Below are 19,416 nucleotides of genomic sequence, written 5' to 3' on the forward strand. Positions count from 1 at the left end.
TCGACCCGGGAGCCCGGCACGCAGGCCGGCGGAGCGGGGCGGGCCGGCCGCAGGACGCGTGGGACGGATACCGCAGGTGCTGCGTCACCACGTGGGTAGTCGGGCTGTGGACGGGTACGCCGTCCTCACCGTTGCGCGTCAGCCCCGGATTCCCACCGGGTTCCCCCACGCGATGACGCGGTCACCGTATGGGACGAAGCCCCCACCGCGCGCTGTTAGCTACGTGACACGGGTTCGCGTTGACGGCGTGGTGCCGCCTGTGGTCCGATGGCCGCGATCCAGCAGTCAGGGGAAGCCGGTCAAAGTCCGGCACTGGCCCGCAGCCGTAGGTCCCGTTCGGGACGAGTCGGATTACCTGGCTGGATAGAGCACCGCAGCGCCGTCGAGGTACACGGCGCGGAGCCAGGTTTCCGAGGGCTGTCCTCGGGGTCCGCGTCCGCGCCTGCGCCGCTACCCCCGAGAGAGTCGCCATGTCCCCACTGGTCAGTCGAACATCGCGGATCCACCTGGCGTGGCTGGCGCTCGCCGCGGCGGTGACCGTCGCCGCGTCGGCGCTCGTGGTGCCGACCCGTGCGGCGAACGCCGATCCGCTGGAGTCCTGCACCGACACCCGGGGCGCGATCGTCGCGGTCGACTTCGGCCCGTGGGGCGGGTCGGTGCTGCGGGGCTGCGACGCCACCCCGACCACGGGGCTGGACCTGCTGCACGAGGCGGGATTCACCACGACCGGAACCGTCCACGACGGCCCGGGCTTCATCTGCCGGATCGGGTCGCCCGCCTTCGAGTCCGGTGCCGAGCGCCCGGCGCTCGCCGACGAGCCGTGCGAGCTGACGCCACCGGCGACCGCCTACTGGTCGTACTGGATCGCGCCGGCCGGGCAGGACCACTGGACGTACAGCCCGCTCGGTGCGATGGCGCAGCGGCCGGGGCCGGGTGAGGTCGAGGCATGGGTCTTCGGCGGCACCGACATCGGCGGCACGACCGGTGCCCCGAGCTTCACCCCCGCCTCGGTCCGCGCGAGCGGCCCGGGTCCGTCCGGGACGCCGACTCCGACGCCGACCGGGACGGCCGGGCCGACCGACCCGCCGGTACGCCCGACCGAAGGCCAGGTCAAAGCCGTTGCGAGTTACCTGGTGGGGCAGCTCACCGACGGCGACCACGTCGACAACGGGGCGATCGACTACCACCGGACCATCGCCGTCGCCACCGCGCTGGCCGCGACCGGTGGGCAGGACCAGACCCTCACCAGGATCGTCGACTTCCTGCGGGCCCACGTCGACGCCGCGATCTTCCCGGACGGCGTCACCGCCGTGCCGCACCCGGCCACCATCGCCAACCTCGCGCTCCTGGTCACCAGCACGGTGGGCGACCCCCGCGCGTTCGGCGGCCGGGACCTGCTCGCCGCGCTCACCGACCGGGTGTGTACCAGGACCGACTACGACGCGGGCTGCGCCGCCGCCGGGGATTTCGCCGGGTCCACCACGCCGATGACCCACGCGACCGCGCTGCTCGCCCTCAAGCGGGCCGGCGTCACTCCGCCGGCCGCGACCGTCACCCGGTTGACCCAGCAGCAGTGCGCGGGCGGTGCCTTCGGCGGCATGTGGCTCGCGCCGGGCGAGTTCTGTGACCCGGACGTCGCCGGCACGAGCCTGGCCGTCCTGGCACTGCACGCGCTCGGTGGTCAGGAGGCCGCACTGGGGTCGGCCACGGCGTTCCTGACCGGTGCGCAGGAGACCGACGGCGGCTACCAGCCGTACACCGGGGCCGGGTTCACCGACACCTACGCCACCGGGCACGCCGCGCAGGCCCTCGCCGTGCTGGGCGACGCCGACCGGTCGGCCAGTGCCGTCGGCTTCCTGGTCAGCCGCATCGCCACCGGCGGCGGGCTGAGCCCGGACGTCAACAACCCGGACGCGGACCTGTCCGCCACCGGCGCGGCCACGCTCGCGTTGGCCGGCACGAACCTCGCCGCCCTCACCCACCCGCTGGGCGGCCCGCCGCCGGCCGGACCGAGACCCGACCTGGTCAAGGGGGTGGCCTACCTCGTCGCACCGGCCAACCTGATCGACGGCAGGTACTACGAGTCGTTCCCCGGCTACCCCGACTTCGGGCTGAGCATCGACGGCGCGTACGCCCTGGCCGCCACCGGCGGCGACGACACCCGGCTGCGGGCGATCGTCGAGTTTCTGCGCGGCGGCGGCGTGGTCGGTGAGAGCGGGTTCACCGTCGACACCTGGCTCGGTATCGGCACCGACTACGCCGCTGGCGGCGCGATCGGCAAGGTGGCGCTGCTCGCCCAGGTCACCGGGTACGACCCACGAGCCTTCGGCGGGCACGACCTGATCGCGGCGCTGCACGACGTGACCTGCACCAAGCTCGACGCGCAGGCCGGCTGCGCCGGCGCCGGCAACTACCGCTACGCCACCTCGGTCTTCGGGCAGTCGCTGGGCATCATGGCGCAGCTGCGGGCGGGCCGGGGCGAGGAGGCCACCGCGCCGATCACGTTCCTCAAGGGACTCCAGCGCGCCGACGGGTCGTTCCCCAGCCTGATCCCGGCCGCGAACGACGACCGGGACGTCGACAGCACCGCGATGGGCGCGATGGCCCTTGCGCTGCTGACCGACGACCCGGCGGCGGTCACCGCCGTGGACAGGGCGCTGGCCTGGATCGCCGGGGCGCAGAAGGAGCACGGCGGGTTCCCCGGCGCGGCCGGCGACTCCACCAACTCCACCGCGCTCGCGATCCAGGGCCTCACGCTGCGCGGCAGCACCTACCCCGGTCAGATCGACAAGGCGCTGGCGTTCCTGGCCGGTCAGCAGAACGACGACGGCGGGTTCACCGTCGCCGCCGGTGGCCAGGCCGGTTCGGACGTACGCGCCTCCACCCAGGTCGTCGGCGGTGCCACCGGCGTCTCCTTCGCCGCGCTGACCCGCGACGTCCACGAACTGCCGGGCTCGGACCCGTCGGGTACGCCGACGCCGACGCCGACGGCGACCGCGACTCCCACGTCGTCGGCATCCTCGTCGGCGTCGCCCAGCGCGACCTCGTCGTCGCCCGGCACCGGGGGCCACTCGTCGGGCAACCTGCCCCGCACCGGAGCGCCGATCGTGACGCTGGCCCTGCTGGCCCTGGTGCTCGTCGTCGGGGGCGTGCTGCTGCGGGTCGCCGCACGCCGCCGCGCGACCGCCGACCAGGGCGGTACGCCGTGACGACCCGCTGGCTCCGCCCGGTCGTGGCCCTGGCGATCGTCGGGGCGGTGCTCGCGCCCCCCGCGCCGGCGCTGGCCGACGCGCTGCCGATCGGCCAGTGCACCACCTCGTCCGGGGTGATCCTGGCGGTCGACTTCAGCAGGTGGGGTGGGCCGCTGCTGCGGTCCTGCGGCACCACCCCGACCACCGGGTATCAGCTGCTCAACCAGGGCGGCTGGCGTACGACCGGCACCCAGCACGACGGGCCGGCGTTCATCTGCCGGATCGGGTACGCCGGTCACCAGGGCGGCACCCAGTACCCCACCCCGGGGGACGAGAAGTGCGCGCTCACCCCGCCGGCCAGCGCGTACTGGTCGTACTGGCACGCCGACCCGGGGCAGAACAGTTGGGTCTACAGCCAACTCGGCGCGATGAGCTACAAGCCCCGACCCGGCAGCGTCGACCTGTGGATCTTCGGTGCCACCGACATCGGCGGCACCCAGGGACGGCCCACGGTCAGCCCGAACAGCGTCCGGGCCCAGAACAGCAGGCCGATCAGTGCCACCACCGCCCCGGCTCCCGCCGCACCCACGACCGCCGCGCCCGGCGTCGGGAAGCCACCGGCCGCCGGGAATCCGCCGGTGGTGGGCGTTCCCGGCGGCGGCAACCTCCCGCCCGGAGTCCCGCCGACGGGCGCACCGGTTCCGGTCCCGCCGGGCAGCACACCGACCGCGCCGGTCGCCACGGCCGCAGGCACCGTACCGCCGGGGCTGCCGTCCGCGTCGCCGACCGGCACCCCGGACGGGCCGCGCATCCTCGACGCGGCACCGACCCGGACGGCGTCCCGCACCGACAGCGGATCGGCGCTGCCGGCACTGATCACGGTAGGGCTGCTGGCCCTCCTGGCCGCGACCGGCGGTGTCGTCGCCTGGCGCCGCCGTCGTACCTGACCCGATGCGTACGCCCCGCGCCGGCCTCGGCCACCGCCTGGCGGTCGCCCGGCTGCCCCGGCCCCTGCACCCGGTGGCCTGGTGGCTGTGGGCGCTCGCGCTGGCCACCGCCGCCAGCCGTACCAGCAATCCACTGCTGTTGCTGCTCATCTTCGCGGTGCTCGGTCTCGTGGTCACCGCCCGTCGCACCGACGCGCCCTGGGCACGGGCGTTTCGCTACTACCTCGGTCTGGCGCTGCTGGTCATCGCGATCCGAGTGGTGTTCCGGTCGGTCTTCGCCTCCGGCATCACCCCCGCGGACCACATCCTGTTCCGGCTGCCGCACCTGCCGACACCCGACTGGTACGCGGGCATCCAGATCGGCGGCCCGGTGTCGTTGGAGGCGACCCTGTCCGCCACCGTCGACGGGCTTCGCCTGGCCTGCCTGCTGTGCTGCATCGGTGCCGCCAACAGCCTCGCCAACCCGAAACGCGCCCTGCGGGTCCTCCCCGGCGCCCTGTACGAACTCGGCGTCGCCGTCACCGTCGCACTGAGCGTCGCGCCGCAACTGGTGGAGAGCGTCCAGCGGGTCGCCCGTGCCCGCCGGCTGCGCGCCGGGCGGGCCAAGGGCATCGGCGCGCTGCGGGCGATCACGATTCCGGTCCTGCACGACGCGCTGGACCGGTCCCTGCGGCTGGCGGCCGCCATGGACTCCCGTGGCTACGGGCGGGTCGGCGCGGCCACCCCGGCAGCGCGTCGGCTCACCGGCGTACTCATGCTCACCGGAATGGCCGGCCTCTGCGTCGGCGCGTACGGCCTGCTCGACCCGGGGGTGCCCCGCCCGGTCGGGCTCGGCGGGCTCGGCGGCGGGGTCCTGCTCTGCGTCGCCGGCATCGCCCTCGGCGGTCGGCGGGTCTCCCGCAGCCGGTACCGACCCGACCCGTGGCAGTGGCCGGAATGGACGGTCGCCGGCTGCGGCGTCGTCACCGCCGTCGTGCTCGGCGCGGGTACCGGGTACGACCCCGCCGCGCTCAACCCGAGCCTCTATCCGCTGCACTGGCCCGTCCTGCCGCCGCTACCGGCCGCCGCGATCCTCGTCGCCGCCCTCGCGGCGGTCGCCGCGCCGACACCACCGCCCCGGCACCGACCCGAGCCCGCCGCCGGGCAGCGTCACGTTCCCAACACCGCAGGAGCACCCTCATGATCCGCTTCGAGCGCGTCAGCGTCACCTACGACGGCGCGCACCGACCCGCCCTGCGCGACGTCGACCTGAGCATCGACGAGGGCGAGCTCTGCCTGGTCGTGGGACACACCGGCGCGGGGAAGTCGACCCTGCTCGCCGCGATCAACGGCCTCGTCCCGCACTTCACCGGCGGCACCCTGGCGGGCAGCGTGCGCGTCGCCGGTCGGGACACCGCCCACCACCCACCACGGGAGCTCGCCGACCTCGTCGGTGTCGTCGGCCAGGACCCGGTCGCCGGGTTCGTCACCGACACCGTCGAGGAGGAGCTGGCATACGGCATGGAACAGCTCGCCCTCGACCCGGCGGTCATGCGTACCCGGGTGGAGGAGACCCTGGACCTGCTCGGCCTGGCCGACCTGCGCCACCGGGGCCTGCACGAGCTCTCCGGCGGCCAGCAGCAACGCGTCGCGATCGGCGCCGCGTTGACCGCCCACCCGCGGGTGCTGGTCCTCGACGAGCCCACTTCCGCGCTCGATCCGACCGGGGCCGACGACGTCCTCGCCACCATCACCCGCCTCGTCCACGACCTCGGCGTCACCGTCGTGCTGGCCGAGCACCGTCTCGAACGCGTCGTGCCGTACGCCGACCGGCTCATTCACATCGCCAGCGACGGCACCGTCCGGCACGGCGGACCGAGCGCGCTGATCGCCGGCAGCACCGTCGCGCCGCCCGTGGTCGAACTCGGCCGGCTGGCCGGCTGGACACCGCTGCCGCTGTCGGTCCGCGACGCACGCCGGCACGCCCCCACCCTGCGGGACCGGCTTCCGAGCACTCCGCCGCAGCCACACCGTCGGTCCCGGGCCAGTGCCCGGCCCGCGCTCACCGCGGCCGGCGTGATCGTCCGGCACGGCCCGGTCGTCGCCGTCCGCGGTGTCGACCTGACTCTGGTACGCGGTGAGATCACCGCACTGATGGGTCGCAACGGCTCGGGCAAGTCCTCGCTGCTCTGGGCGTTGCAGGGCTCGGGTCAGCGTGCCGGCGGCAGCATCGAGGTCCCCGACCCGGACGGCGGTGGTGCCGACCCGGGAAGGGTCGGAGCGAGCCAGGCCCGGCGACTCGTCGGTCTCGTCCCGCAGACCGCCACCGACCTGCTCTACCTGGACACCGTCGACGCCGAACTCGCCCAGGCCGACCGGGACGGCGCCGAGCCGGGCACGGCCCGTGGCCTGCTCGACTCGATCGCCGCCGGGATCGACGGCGACAGCCATCCCCGGGACCTGTCCGCCGGGCAGCAGCTCGCCCTGGTCCTGGCGATCCAACTCGCCGTCACTCCGGGCGTCCTGCTCCTCGACGAACCGACCCGTGGACTGGACTACCAGGCCAAGGCCGCACTGACCCGTACGCTCGACACCCTCGCCGGGCAGGGCCGTGCCGTCGTCGTGGCCACCCACGACGTCGAGTTCGCCACGGCCACCGCCGACCGGGTCGTCGTCCTGGCCGACGGCGAGATCGTCGCCGACGGTCCCGTACCGGCCGTGCTCACCGCGTCGCCGACGTTCGCCCCGCAGGTCGCGAAGATCCTCGCCCCGCTGCCATACCTGACCGTCGGGCAGGTCGCCGCCGCCCTGGCCGATCCGGCGGTGTCCGCGTGACGACCCGGACCGTCGCCGTGCGCGTGCCCACCCGCGCGGTCCTCGCCATCACCATGGCGTCGTTCCTGGGCTTCGTCGCGTTCCTGTGGCCGTTCGTCGTCGCGCCGGGGACCTTCGGCTCGACCCAGACGCCGCCGCTGATGTTCGGGGTGCTGCTGCTCCTCGTCCTCGCCGTGATCTTCGCCGAGATCGCCGACGGCAGGATCGACGCAAAGGCCCTGGCCATGCTCGGCGTGCTGTCCGCCATCAACGCCGCACTGCGACCGCTCGGCGCGGGTACGGCCGGCATCGAGACCGTCTTCTTCCTCCTCGTGCTCGCCGGTCGGGTCTTCGGACCCGGCTTCGGCTTCGCGCTCGGCTGCACCTCGCTGTTCGCGTCCGCCCTGCTCACCGGGGGAGTGGGGCCCTGGATGCCGTACCAGATGTTCGGCTGCGCCTGGGTCGGCATGTTCGCCGGCCTGCTGCCCAGGGCGAAGGGCCGGGCCGAGATCGTGCTGCTCGCCGGCTACGCCGCGGTCAGCGGATACTTCTTCGGGTTCATGCTCAACCTGTCGTTCTGGCCGTTCTCGCTCGACCCGACCAGCTCGATCGCCTACCAACCCGGTCTGCCGGTCGCGGAGCAACTCCAGCGGTACCTGACCTTCTTCACCGTCACCTCGTTGGGGTGGGACACCGGCCGGGCGGTCACCACCGCGGTCCTGGTCACCCTGGCCGGGCCGGCCGTACTCGGCGCGTTGCGCCGTGCGTCCCGACGCGCGAGTTTCCGGGCCACGGCGACGTTCACGCCCGCCGCGCCGACGGACCGGCACGCTGGCCGGTGACGGTGATCACCAGTTGACGTCCGACACGCCCGGGAACGACATGTGGGGTGTGACAACGGCGTCCTGACCTATATATGGTGTCGAGCGCAGCTGGTTCGACCACTCATCCGGAGTGGACGAGGCAAGAGGGAACCCGGTGGAAATCCGGGACTGTCCCGCAGCGGTGAGTGGGAACGACCGCCGTCATCAGCACTGGGCCGCCAAGCGGCCTGGGAAGCGACGGCCAGTAGGAGACCGGTCAGCCCGGTCGCGCCCGCGAGTCCGAAGACCTGCCAGCGCGCCGCGTACCCGCACCCGGGTGGGCGGCGGTCCGAGGCCGCGTGGGACGGCCGACGCCACCTGACCCACGCCCGTCGGGCGTGGCGTCCGCCGGTGTCTGTCCCCTCGTGCCCGGGCCATCAGGTCTCGAACTCGCGAGGAGTGAGTAGTGACGGTCACCGAGGTACTTCCGGCCAGCGGCGACGCGGCCCCGCCCGGCCAGCGCCGGACCCAGATGCAGGTCCGCAAGCGCGACGGCGCCAGCGAACCCGTGGATGTGAACAAGATCGTCCGGGCGGTCGAGCGGTGGGCCGACGACCTGGCCGACGTCGACCCGCTGCGGGTGGCCACCCGGACGATCAGCGGCCTGTACGACGGCGCGACGACCGCCGAGCTGGACCGGCTGTCCATTCAGACCGCGGCCGAGATGATCGGCGAGGAACCGCAGTACTCCCGCCTCGCGGCCCGCCTGCTCGCCGGCTACGTCGACAAGGAGGTACGCCGGCAGGGCATCACCTCGTTCAGCGCGGCGATCCGGATGAGCCACGCCGAGGGCCTGATCGGCGACGACACCGCCGCGTTCGTCGCCGCACACGCCCGTACCCTCGATGACGCCGTGGACGCGGGCGGCGACCGACGGTTCGAGTACTTCGGCCTGCGCACGGTGTACGACCGCTACCTGCTGCGCCACCCGACCAGCCGGCTCGTGCTGGAGACCCCGCAGTACTGGCTGCTGCGGGTGGCCTGCGGCCTGTCCGACACGCCGGACGAGGCGGTCGAGTTCTACCGACTGATGTCCAGCCTGGCCTACCTGCCCAGCTCACCGACGCTGTTCAACTCCGGAACCCGGCACACCCAGATGTCGTCCTGCTACCTGGTCGACTCCCCGCGCGACGAACTCGACTCGATCTACCAGCGGTACGCCCAGGTCGCCAACCTGTCCAAGTTCGCCGGTGGCATCGGCATCGGGTACTCCCGGGTCCGGTCCCGGGGCTCGCTGATCCGCGGCACGAACGGACAGTCCAACGGGATCGTGCCGTGGCTGCGCACGCTGGACGCGAGCGTCGCGGCGGTCAACCAGGGCGGCCGGCGCAAGGGCGCGGCCTGCGTCTACCTGGAGCCGTGGCACCCGGACATCGAGGAGTTCCTGCAACTGCGGGACAACACCGGCGAGGATGCCCGGCGTACCCACAACCTGAACCTGGCCAACTGGATCCCGGACGAGTTCATGCGCCGCGTCGAGGCCGACGAGATGTGGTCGCTGTTCGACCCGCACGAGGTGCCCGAGTTGCCCGACCTGTGGGGGGAGCGGTTCGACGCCGCGTACCGGGCGGCCGAGGCGCAGGGCCGCTACGTGCGGCAGGTCCCGGCGCGGGAGCTGTACGGCAAGATGATGCGCACCCTGGCCCAGACCGGCAACGGGTGGATGACCTTCAAGGACGCCTCGAACCGGCTGTGCAACCAGACCGCCGAACCGGGCAACGTGGTGCACCTGTCCAACCTCTGCACCGAGATCATCGAGGTGTCCAGCGACGCCGAGACCGCCGTGTGCAACCTCGGCTCGGTGAACCTCGCCGCCCACCTCGTCGCCGACGGCATCGACTGGGAGCGGCTGCGTGCCACGGTCCGTACCGCCGTCACGTTCCTCGACCGGGTCATCGACATCAACTACTACCCGACCCCGCAGGCGGCGGCGAGCAACCCCCGCTGGCGGCCCGTCGGGCTCGGGCTGATGGGTCTGCAGGACGTGTTCTTCGCGCTGCGGCTGCCGTTCGACTCGCCGGCCGCGCGCGAGCTGTCCACCCGGATCAGCGAGGAGCTGTACCTGACCGCCCTGGAGACGTCCGCCGACCTGGCGCGCCGCTTCGGCGCGCATCCGGCGTACGGGCAGACCCGGGCCGCCCGCGGGCAGCTGCAGCCCGACCTGTGGGGTGTCGAGGGTACGCAGACCGCGCGCTGGGACGCGCTGCGCGAGCGGATCGCGGCGCACGGGCTGCGCAACTCGCTGCTGGTGGCGGTCGCCCCGACCGCGACCATCGCCTCGATCGCCGGTTGCTACGAGTGCATCGAGCCGCAGGTGTCCAACCTGTTCAAGCGCGAGACGCTGTCCGGTGAGTTCCTCCAGGTCAACACCGCCCTGGTACGCGAGCTGAAGGCCCGTGGCCTGTGGACCGGCCGGGTCCGCTCGGCGATCAAGCGCGCCGAGGGGTCGGTGCAGGACGTCGCCGAGCTGCCGGCCAGTGTCCGGGAGCTGTTCCGCACCGCGTGGGAGCTGCCGCAGCGGGCGCTGATCGACCTGGCCGCCGCCCGCGCACCGTTCATCGACCAGTCCCAGTCGCTGAACCTGTTCCTGGCGTCGCCCACCATCGGCAAGCTCTCCTCGATGTACCTGTACGCCTGGAAGGCCGGGCTGAAGACGACCTACTACCTGCGGTCCCGCCCCGCCACCCGGATCCAGCAGGCCACCGTCGCCGTCGTCGCGCCCCTGACGACCGACGCGGAGGCGCTGGCCTGCTCGCTGGAGAACCCCGAGTCGTGCGAGGCCTGCCAGTGACCGCGACCGACCACACGACCGACACCGACACGAGGACCACGCACATGCTGCTCGACCCCGGAATGGACCTCACCCTCCGGCCGATGCGTTACCCGCACTTCTTCGACCGGTTCCGGGACGCCATCCGCAACACCTGGACCGTCGAGGAGGTCGACCTGCACGCCGACCTCGCCGACCTGGACCGGCTCTCGCCGGCCGAGCGGCACCTGGTCAGCCGGCTGGTGGCGTTCTTCGCCACCGGTGACACGATCGTCGCCAACAACCTGGTGCTCAACCTCTACCAGCACGTCAACAGCCCCGAGGGTCGCCTCTACCTGTCCCGGCAGTTGTTCGAGGAGGCGGTGCACGTCCAGTTCTATCTCAACCTGCTCGACACGTACGTGCCGGACGAGACCGAGCGGTTCGCCGCCTTCGCCGCCATCGAGAACATCCCCTCGATCCGCCGCAAGGCCGAGTTCTGCTTCCGTTGGATCGACTCCCTGAACGAGCTGCGGGAGCTGCGCTCCCGCGAGGACCGGCGCCGGTTCCTGCTCAACCTGATCTGCTTCGCCGCCTGCATCGAGGGCCTGTTCTTCTACGGCGCGTTCGCGTACGTCTACTTCCTGCGCTCCCGTGGCCTGCTGCACGGCCTGGCCTCCGGCACCAACTGGGTGTTCCGCGACGAGTCCATGCACATGGCCTTCGCGTTCGACGTCGTGGACACCGTCCGCCGCGAGGAGCCCGACCTGTTCGACGACGAGCTGGCCGACGAGGTCCGGCAGATGCTCACCGAGGCCGTCGAGTGCGAGGTGCAGTTCGCCGAGGACCTGCTCGGCCACGGCGTGCCCGGGCTGACACTCGCCGACATGCGCGAGTATCTCCAGCACGTGGCCGACCGCCGGCTCGCCCAGCTGGGCATCGCCCCGCACTACGGCTCGACCAATCCGTTCGCCTTCATGGAGTTGCAGGACGTGCAGGAGTTGTCCAACTTCTTCGAGCGGCGGGTGTCGGCGTACCAGGTCGGGGTCACCGGCACGGTCGCCTTCGACGACGACTTCTAGGACGCGGGACGACGCCCCGGCTACTGGTGCCAGCAGGGTCGGGGCGTCGGTCGCGCAGAGCGGATCACGCTCACCCGTCGCGGCTCGTCCACTCCAACGACCTGCAGTACTCCGGCGCGGTACGCCGGGGTCGCCGCGGTGTCGCGCCCCGGGTCGACAGCGCCGGGCCGTCGATCACCGCGAGGGCGGAACTCGCGGATCCACCATGGTCTTCGGCCCCGGGCCGCCTGCACCAGGCACTCGGCCGGTCAGGGCCGCACCAGCATCGTCCAGCCCGACGACGGCACGGACCAGGGGTGCGGTCCGGATCCGGCCGGTGGCCAGCTCGGCGAGCGCCAGGTCGAAGTGCGCCGCCGCGGAGTTGATGCCGACGACCGTGAGGTCGTTGAGCGTGATCTCCCGTAGGTCCGCGACGCTCGGCGTATCGGCGATCCCGACCAGCACGACCCTGCCGCCCGGCTCGGCCCGGCGCAGGGCGAGTTGGCCCACGCTCGGGGAGGGGCTGGTGTCGATCACCACGTCGTAGTGGTCCGTCGGTTCGGTTCCGGCCCGCCAGGCGTTGGCCGCACCGAGCGTGCGGGCCAGTTCCAGCGTGTGCCCCTGGACGCCGACCACGTCGACGCCTACGCCTCGTGCCGCGATGAACTGCACGGCCAGCAGCCCGAGGGTGCCGGGGCCGAAGACGCACACGCGCTGCCCCGGCCGCAGTTGCGCGGCCACGACCGCCCGATGCGCACACCCGGCCGGCTCGACCAGCGCGGCGGTGGTGTCGTCGACGCCGTCGGGGACCGGCCGCAGGCAGGCCGCCGGGACCCGCAGTTGCTCGGCCAGCGCACCCGGCCAGTTGCCGCGGATGCCGATCTCGTACCTGTCTTCGCACATCTGCTGGCGACCGGCCGAGCACCGCCGGCAGCGGCCGCACCCGATCACCGTGTCCGCGGTGACCCGCCGGCCGAGCCACCCTCGGTCCACACCGGCACCGAGCCGGGACACCACCCCGACCCACTCGTGACCCGGGACGAACGGTGTGATCTGCTCCCCGCTGGCCAGGTAGGGCATGGTGCCGGCGAGCAGCTCGGTGTCGGTGCCGCACAGCCCGACCCGGGCCACGTCGACGACCACCTCACCGTCGGCGGGAACCGGTGGGTCGACGTCCTCCACACGCCCTCGTCCCGGCCCGGAAATGACGAACGCGCGCATCGCGACAGTCTGACACGCGCCTATCTCCGGTGGCGTGGGCTGGCTATCATCCAGGTAGCTTTCGACCCCTGATGGGACTCCGCCGTGTTCGCACTCGACGATGCACTTCTCGGCTGGTTGATCTCCTCGGCCGGCACCGAAATGTTCCGCCGCCTGCGTGGCGACCGCGTCAATGCCACGATGCGCAAGGTCGTTGCGGAGGCCGTCGACGCCACGATCGACGAGGTGGCGCAACGCGGCCACCAGCTCGGCCCCGACGTCGCCGACGAGCTGCGGCGGGCGCTGCTGAGCCGCCGGGACGGCATCGGATCGGCCCAGGTCGGCGACCGCTTGGAACTTGAGACGACACTGCTGCGCTGGGTCGACTCGAGCGCGATGACCCAGCTTGCCGAGCGCGGCGACCCGACGACCCCCGAGCTCGTCGCGGAATGCCTGGCCCGCAACATCATTGTGAGAATTCATGCGAACGCGCGGGGTGGCGGAGCCCTCGCACCATTGTCGGACTGGTTGTGGCGGGGTGAGGCCGTCGAGATTCTGGGTCGGATCGAGTACAAGGTGGATCGTATGCAGGTCGCGAATTATTCGGGGAGTCATCTGCCCGGGGAGACGCCGGACTTCACCGGCCGGGAACGGGCCGTCGAGGAGTTGTCCGGGCGACTGGAGGCGCACGACCCGTCCGGGACCGTCGTGTCGATCAGCTCAGTGACCGGCATGGCCGGTGTGGGCAAGACCGCGCTCGCGCTGCACGTGGCGCACCGCTTCACGGCGCGGTTCCCGGACGGCCAGTTCTTCATCGACCTCTACGGGTTCACCCCCGGCCTGCCGCCGGTCACCCCGCTGGTGGCGCTGGAGCAACTGCTCGGCCAGGCCGGTGTGCCGAGCCACAGCATCCCACCGGACCTGGAGCGCAGGCAGGCCCGCTGGCGTACCCACATGGCCGGACGCGCGGCCCTGGTCGTGCTGGACAACGCGCTCAACGCCGCGCAGGTCGCGCCGCTGCTGCCGATGTCGCCCGGCAGCCTGGTGATCATCACAAGCCGTAGCCGGTCCGCCGGTCCGCCCGGCGCCCGGCCACTCTGGCTGGACGTGCTGACGCCGCCGGAGTCCGCGACCCTCCTGCGCCGACTGGCCGGTGCCGAGCGTTGCGCGGACGCGACGCAGGTAGCGACCGTGACGGAGCTGCTGGGCCATCTGCCGCTCGCGATCACGGTCGTCGCCGGCCGGATGAACGCCGACCCGACCCTCGACCTCGTCGACGTGCTGGCCGACCTGACCGACACCAACCGCCGCCTCGGCGAGAGCAGCGCGGAGTACGCCGGCATGCGGGGCAGCTTCGAGGTCTCCGTCGACCGGCTCGACGCGCCGACGATCCACGCGTTCCAGTTGGTCGGCGTCCACCCCGGCCCCAGCATCGGTCCCGGGCAGCTCGCCGCACTGCTGGACCGCCCCCTGTCCGAGGCCGCCCGCGTACTGCGCGATCTCGGCGACCGCAACCTGGTCAAGCCGCTGACCAAGTTCGGCGGCCGGCGCTACTACGAGCAGCATGACCTGCTCCGCGACTACGCCCGGGACCAGGCACGGGAGGCCCTGTCGCCCGAGTTCCGCAGGACGGCGGTGGCCCGCCTCACCCGGTGGTATCTCGACGCCCTGGACACGGTCGTACGGCACTGGTACGCGGCCGTACCGGCGGGCACCGACGACGGGTCGGGTCGGCTCCAGCTCGACGGCCCGGCCGACGCCCGGGGCTGGCTCGCCGCCGAGCAGGACAATCTGATCGCGCTGACCGCCGTCGCCGACGACTCGAACGCCGCGATGCTCGGCACCGCCGCCGCTCGACGGCTCTATCTGCTGGACCACCACGTGTCGGCCAACCGCCTCGCGCAGCGCAGCATGGAGACGTTCCAGGCACTCGGCGACCGGGGCGGCGCCGCCCGCGCCCAGCGGATCCTCGGCGACGTCGCTCGCGCCACCGGCGACTTCCCGGTCGCGATGAAGCACTCCTCAGGGGCGGTGAAGGTCAGCCGGGAGGTCGGCGATCACCTCGGCGAGGCCCTCGCGCTACAGAGCCTGGGTGATGTGCTGAGGCTGCGTGGCAGCTTCGTCGAGTCACGGCAGCAGTTCGAACGCTCGGTGGAGATCTGCCGCGAGGTGCACGAGCGGCGTGCCGAGGCCCACGCGCTGCGCGGGCTGGGCGACGCGTTCGTCGCCGTGGGGGATTACTCCACGGCCGCGCAGCACTACACGGTGGGGGCGGAGATCTTCGTCGACATCGGCGAGCGGCTGGGCGCCAACCACATCCTGCGCGGCCTGGGCGATGTCGCCGCCGGGCAGGGCGACCTCGTCCTCGCCGCCGAGCGATACCGCGAGGCCTTCGTCACCTACCAGGAGCTCGCCGACCGGTACGCCGAATCGCGTGCCCTGCGTGACATGGGCGACCTCGTCCTGCTGCTCGGCCAGCGCGCCGTGGCCGGCCAGCACCACGCCCGCGCGCTGAGCATCTGCCAGGACATCGGCGACCGGCTCGGTGAGGCGCACGCGCTGCGTGGCCTCGGCGACGTGGCCGCCGCCGAAGACCGGCCGGACGACGCCGAGCGGCACTATGTCGCCTCGTCGGCGCTCTGCGAGCGGCTGGGAGACCTCGTCGGGCTGGCCCAGGCCTGCTGGGGAGGAGGGCAGATCGCCCTGGCCCGGCAGCGGCCCGACCTGGCCCGGCCCCTGTGGGTCCGCGCACTGGCCAACCTGGAGCAGACCGGCCACCCGCTGACCGAGCGGGTCCGGGACGGGTTGCGCGACCTGCCGTCCCCCGACCCGCGATGACCGCGCAGCCCACCACCGCACTGGCGGACCTCTCACTCGTGGCGGGGCTCAGCGAGGCGTCGTGCGCGGCGCTGCCGCTGGCCCGCTGGGTACGCGAGGGCGCCGGCGCGGTCGCGGCGCACGTCACCCTCGTCGAGTTCTTCTCGGGACGGGACAGCCCGCTCGCGCCCGCCCTCACCCGCGTCGCCCGTGCCTGGCATGACGCGCTGCCGGAGCCCGCGCTCGCGGCGTTGCTGCCACTGGACTTCCGCACCGGCAGGACGGTCACCGACGCCCGGGGCAGCCGGGTCGAGGTCCAGCCCGCCACGCCGGGTGACGCCCGGCGGCTCGCCGAGATCGCCCGTCGTGCCACGAGCCTGGCCCGTCCCGTCTGGATGCCCGCGCCGACCCGGCCACCGCTGCACGTCACGCTCGCCCGCGAGCCGGGCGACGAACCGGCGGTCGTCGCGCCGGGCAGCACCGTACGCTGCGACGCCCTGCACCTCGCGGTCGCCACGGCACTGCCGTACGGCGGCATCGTCCACCAGGTGACCTACCGGCCGATGGCCGGCTACCCGACCGCGACGGGTTCCTCCTGACTGAACTGGGTGCGATACAGCTCCTGGTATCGGCCGCCGGCGGCGAGCAGTTCGGTGTGCCGCCCCCGTTCGACGATGCGCCCGCCCTCGACGACGAGGATCTGGTCGGCGGCCCGGATCGTGGACAGTCGGTGGGCGATGACCACACTCGTCCGGCCGGCCAGGGCCTCGGCGAGGGCGTCCTGCACCGCGGCCTCCGACGTGGAGTCGAGGTGGGCGGTCGCCTCGTCGAGGATGACGACCTGAGGGCGGGCCAGGAGCAGCCGGGCGATGGTGAGTCGTTGACGTTCTCCGCCGGACAGGCGGTACCCACGTTCGCCGACGACGGTGTCGAGCCCGTCCGGAAGGGAGCGGATCAGGCTGTCGAGCCGGGCCCGGCGCAGGACCTCCCACATCTCGTCCTCGGTCGCGTCCGGCCGAGCGAACGCCAGGTTGGCCCGGATGCTCTCGTGAAAGAGGTGCCCGTCCTGGGTGACCACGCCGAGTGCCGTACGGATCGAGTCGGCCGACAGGTCGCGTACGTCGACGTCGGCGAGCTTCACCGTGCCCTGCTCGACGTCGTACAGCCGTGGGACGAGCTGGGCGATCGTCGACTTGCCCGCTCCGGACGAGCCGACCAGGGCAACCATCTGCCCGGCTTCGGCGCGGAACGACACGCCGTGCAGCACCTCCTCGGCGTCACGCGTGTCGAGCTTCGCCACGTCCTCCAGCGAGGCGAGCGACACCTTGTCGGCCGACGGGTAGCCGAACCGTACCGAGTCGAACTCCACGGCCACCGGCCCGTCCGGTAGGGACCGGGCGTCGGACCGGTCGAGGATCAGGGGCTTGAGGTCGAGGATCTCGAACACCCGCTCGAAGCTCACCAGCGCGCTCATCACCTCGACGCGGGCGCTGGCCAGCGACGTCAACGGCGCGTAGAGGCGGGACAGCAGCAGCGCCAGCGCGACCACCGTGCCGGCGTCGAGGCTGCCCCGAAGGGCGTAGACACCGCCCACCCCGTAGACGAGGGCCAGGGCCAGTGAGCCGACGACGGTGAGCGCGGTGATGAAGATCCACTGGAGCATGGCGGCGCGGATCCCGATGTCGCGTACCCGCCGCGCCCGCGCGGCGAACTCGGCCGACTCCTCGGCCGGGCGCCCGTACAACTTGACCAGCGTCGCGCCGGGAGCCGAGAAGCGTTCGGTCATCCGGGTGCTCATCGCCGCGTTGTGCTCGGCGGCCTCGCGCTGCAACTGGGCGAGCTTCGCGCCCATCCGTCGGGCCGGCAGGACGAAGATGGGCAACAGCACCAGTGTCAGCACCGTGATCTGCCACGAGAAGCTGAGCATCACCGCCAGCGTCAGGGCCAGCGTGACGGTGTTGCCGACCACGCTCGACAGGGTGGTGCTGAACGCCCGCTGCGCGCCGATCACGTCGTTGTTCAGCCGGCTCACCAGTGCCCCGGTGCGGGTCCGGGTGAAGAACGCCACCGGCATCCGCTGCACGTGGTCGAAGACGGCGGTCCGGAGCTGGACGATGAGCCCCTCACCGATGCTCGCGGACAGGTAACGCGTCACCAGACCCAGGGCGGCTTCGGCCAGAGCGATCACGGCGATCAGCACGGCCAGACGAATCACGACGCTCGGATCGGCTCCGTAGGCGATGGCGTCGATCACGCGGGCCGCGAGCACGGGCGCCGCCACCGTCAGGGCCGCCGTCACCACGCTCAACAGGAGGAACCTGGTGATCAGAGCCCGGTGTGGCTGTGCGAACCGGGCGATGCGCCTGACGGTGGCCCGGGACAGTGGCCGTCGGTCCTTCGCGTTCATCGCGTGGTGCAGGGACGTCCACGCGGTCATTTCCATGCTCATGCCGTACCTCCGGAATGGAGGTTAGAACCTCAACCGAGATCGAGGTCAAGCGACTTCGTGCGGAGCGCGTCCTGTGCGCCGGCCGTCCCGGAGTTCCGCCCTTGTGGGTGATTAAGGAGGTATTGTCCCATTACCTCCATTTCGGCCGAGTCAAGGAGCATCTGTGGCCGTTATCAGCCCGGTGGCCGTCCGCCCCAGGGTCACCGCGATCCGTCGCCTGGCCACGGCGTTGGTCCTGGTCTCGGCAGCCACGGTGGTGGTCGAGGTGGCCGCGCCCACGGTCGCGCGGGCGGAGACGGTGCAGGTGCCGCTGGGCTCGGCTGCGGACTACGCGGTCCTCGCCGGCACGACGGTCACGAACACCGGTCTCTCCATGATCACTGGTGATCTCGGAGTGAGCCCGGGTACCGCCGTAACCGGGTTCCCGCCCGGCCAGATCGACGGCGCGATCCACTCGAACGACGGCCCGGCCGTACAGGCCAAGTCGGATCTGGCGGTCGGCTACAACAACGCGGTGGCGCGGACGACCACGGACATCATCTCGGGTGGCCTCGGCGGAACCACCAGGACCACCGGCGTGTACAGCTCCGTCAGCGGGACCTTCGGTATCGACGGCACACTGACCCTCGACGGCCAGGGTGACCCGAACGCCGTCTTCATCTTCAAGGCCGTGTCCACGCTCATCACGAGTGCTGACAGTCAGGTGAACCTGATCAACGGTGCCCAGGCCTGCAATGTCTTCTGGCAGGTCGGTAGCTCCGCCACGCTGGGTGCCAACTCCACCCTGCGGGGCGACATCCTCGCCTTCACCTCGATCACCGTGGGTGCGGGGCTGACGATCGACGGCCGGGCGTTGGCGGTCAACGGCGCGGTCACCCTGGACACCGACGTGATCACCCTGTCGACCTGTGTGCCGGGAGAACTGTCGATCACCGCACCGGAAACGGTCGACCTCGGTACGACCACTCCCGGCGGTACCGTCTCGGACAACCTGGGGACGGTGACGGTGACCGACCAGCGCCGGGTCGCGGACGCGGCCTGGATCGCGACGGTGGTCGCGTCAGACTTCGTCACCACCGGCAGCCCGGTCCGGACCATCGCCAGCGTCAACGTCTCGTACTGGTCGGGGCCGGCGACCTCGACGAGCGGGTCCGGCACCTTCACCTCTGGCCAACCCACGGCAGGGGACGCTCAGACCCTCAATCTGTCCCGGACCGCCTTCACCCTCACCGGCGGTGACGGTGTCAATTCCGCGACCTGGGACCCCGTCGTGTCCGTCCATGTGCCCTTCACGTCCGTGGTCGGTCAGTACACCGGGACGCTGACCTTCTCCGTCGCCTGACGTG

12 protein-coding genes and 2 riboswitches are annotated in these 19,416 nt (G+C 72.2%); of the genes, 10 read left to right on the top strand and 2 right to left on the bottom strand.

Annotated elements, in window-relative coordinates; genetic code table 11:
* Positions 1-263 precede the first annotated feature (263 nt).
* Positions 264-377, top strand: a riboswitch (cobalamin riboswitch).
* A 93-nt stretch (positions 378-470) separates the two neighbouring features.
* From ACFQGL_RS06250 to ACFQGL_RS06280, 7 genes are all read left to right on the top strand, one after another.
* Entirely contained in the window at positions 471-3,209 is a 2,739-nt protein-coding gene (locus ACFQGL_RS06250) for a prenyltransferase/squalene oxidase repeat-containing protein (RefSeq protein WP_377506715.1), read from the top strand.
* A complete protein-coding gene (locus ACFQGL_RS06255; protein WP_377506718.1) occupies positions 3,206-4,138 on the top strand; it encodes a hypothetical protein in 933 nt (310 codons plus the stop codon). The genes ACFQGL_RS06250 and ACFQGL_RS06255 overlap by 4 nt, the downstream gene beginning before the upstream one ends.
* 4 nt (positions 4,139-4,142) lie before the next feature.
* The gene (locus ACFQGL_RS06260) at positions 4,143-5,321 is read left to right on the top strand and encodes a CbiQ family ECF transporter T component (protein ID WP_377506721.1); all 1,179 of its coding nucleotides are present in this window, start codon (positions 4,143-4,145) and stop codon (positions 5,319-5,321) included.
* Entirely contained in the window at positions 5,318-6,952 is a 1,635-nt protein-coding gene (locus ACFQGL_RS06265; protein ID WP_377506724.1) for an ABC transporter ATP-binding protein, read from the top strand. The genes ACFQGL_RS06260 and ACFQGL_RS06265 overlap by 4 nt, the downstream gene beginning before the upstream one ends.
* Complete coding sequence (locus ACFQGL_RS06270; RefSeq protein ID WP_377506727.1) at positions 6,949-7,773, top strand: ECF transporter S component; 825 nt, start codon at positions 6,949-6,951, stop codon at positions 7,771-7,773. The genes ACFQGL_RS06265 and ACFQGL_RS06270 overlap by 4 nt, the downstream gene beginning before the upstream one ends.
* 74 nt (positions 7,774-7,847) lie before the next feature.
* Positions 7,848-8,064: riboswitch (cobalamin riboswitch) on the top strand.
* Positions 8,065-8,266: 202 nt separating this feature from the next.
* Positions 8,267-10,585, top strand: a complete 2,319-nt coding sequence (locus tag ACFQGL_RS06275) for a ribonucleoside-diphosphate reductase subunit alpha (protein WP_377507187.1) — start codon at positions 8,267-8,269, stop codon at positions 10,583-10,585.
* Positions 10,586-10,629: 44 nt separating this feature from the next.
* Positions 10,630-11,625 (top strand): ribonucleotide-diphosphate reductase subunit beta, encoded by a 996-nt coding sequence (locus ACFQGL_RS06280; protein ID WP_377507190.1) that lies wholly within the window; start codon positions 10,630-10,632, stop codon positions 11,623-11,625.
* 174 nt (positions 11,626-11,799) lie between these two features.
* Here ACFQGL_RS06280 and ACFQGL_RS06285 read toward each other — a convergent pair whose 3' ends face one another.
* Entirely contained in the window at positions 11,800-12,825 is a 1,026-nt protein-coding gene (locus ACFQGL_RS06285) for a zinc-dependent alcohol dehydrogenase (RefSeq protein ID WP_377506730.1), read from the bottom strand.
* Between the two features lie 84 nt (positions 12,826-12,909).
* Here ACFQGL_RS06285 and ACFQGL_RS06290 point away from each other — a divergent pair, with 84 nt between their 5' ends.
* Together ACFQGL_RS06290 and ACFQGL_RS06295 are read left to right on the top strand one after the other, a co-directional pair.
* Positions 12,910-15,642 carry a tetratricopeptide repeat protein gene (locus ACFQGL_RS06290; protein ID WP_377506733.1) on the top strand — a complete coding sequence of 911 codons (2,733 nt, stop codon included), beginning with the start codon at positions 12,910-12,912 and terminating at the stop codon, positions 15,640-15,642.
* Positions 15,639-16,220: a hypothetical protein gene (locus tag ACFQGL_RS06295; protein ID WP_377506736.1), complete on the top strand. Its 582-nt coding sequence runs from the start codon at positions 15,639-15,641 to the stop codon at positions 16,218-16,220. The genes ACFQGL_RS06290 and ACFQGL_RS06295 overlap by 4 nt, the downstream gene beginning before the upstream one ends.
* Here ACFQGL_RS06295 and ACFQGL_RS06300 read toward each other — a convergent pair.
* Positions 16,193-18,070 (bottom strand): ABC transporter ATP-binding protein, encoded by a 1,878-nt coding sequence (locus ACFQGL_RS06300; RefSeq protein WP_377506739.1) that lies wholly within the window; start codon positions 18,068-18,070, stop codon positions 16,193-16,195. The genes ACFQGL_RS06295 and ACFQGL_RS06300 overlap by 28 nt on opposite strands.
* A 163-nt stretch (positions 18,071-18,233) precedes the next feature.
* Between ACFQGL_RS06300 and ACFQGL_RS06305 the strand changes: the two genes are divergently transcribed.
* Positions 18,234-19,412, top strand: coding sequence for an ice-binding family protein (locus ACFQGL_RS06305; RefSeq protein WP_377506742.1), 1,179 nt, complete (start codon positions 18,234-18,236; stop codon positions 19,410-19,412).
* The last annotated feature ends 4 nt before the right edge of the window (positions 19,413-19,416 follow it).

Source organism: Micromonospora vulcania (assembly GCF_042658605.1).
GTDB classification, from domain to species: domain Bacteria; phylum Actinomycetota; class Actinomycetes; order Mycobacteriales; family Micromonosporaceae; genus Micromonospora; species Micromonospora vulcania.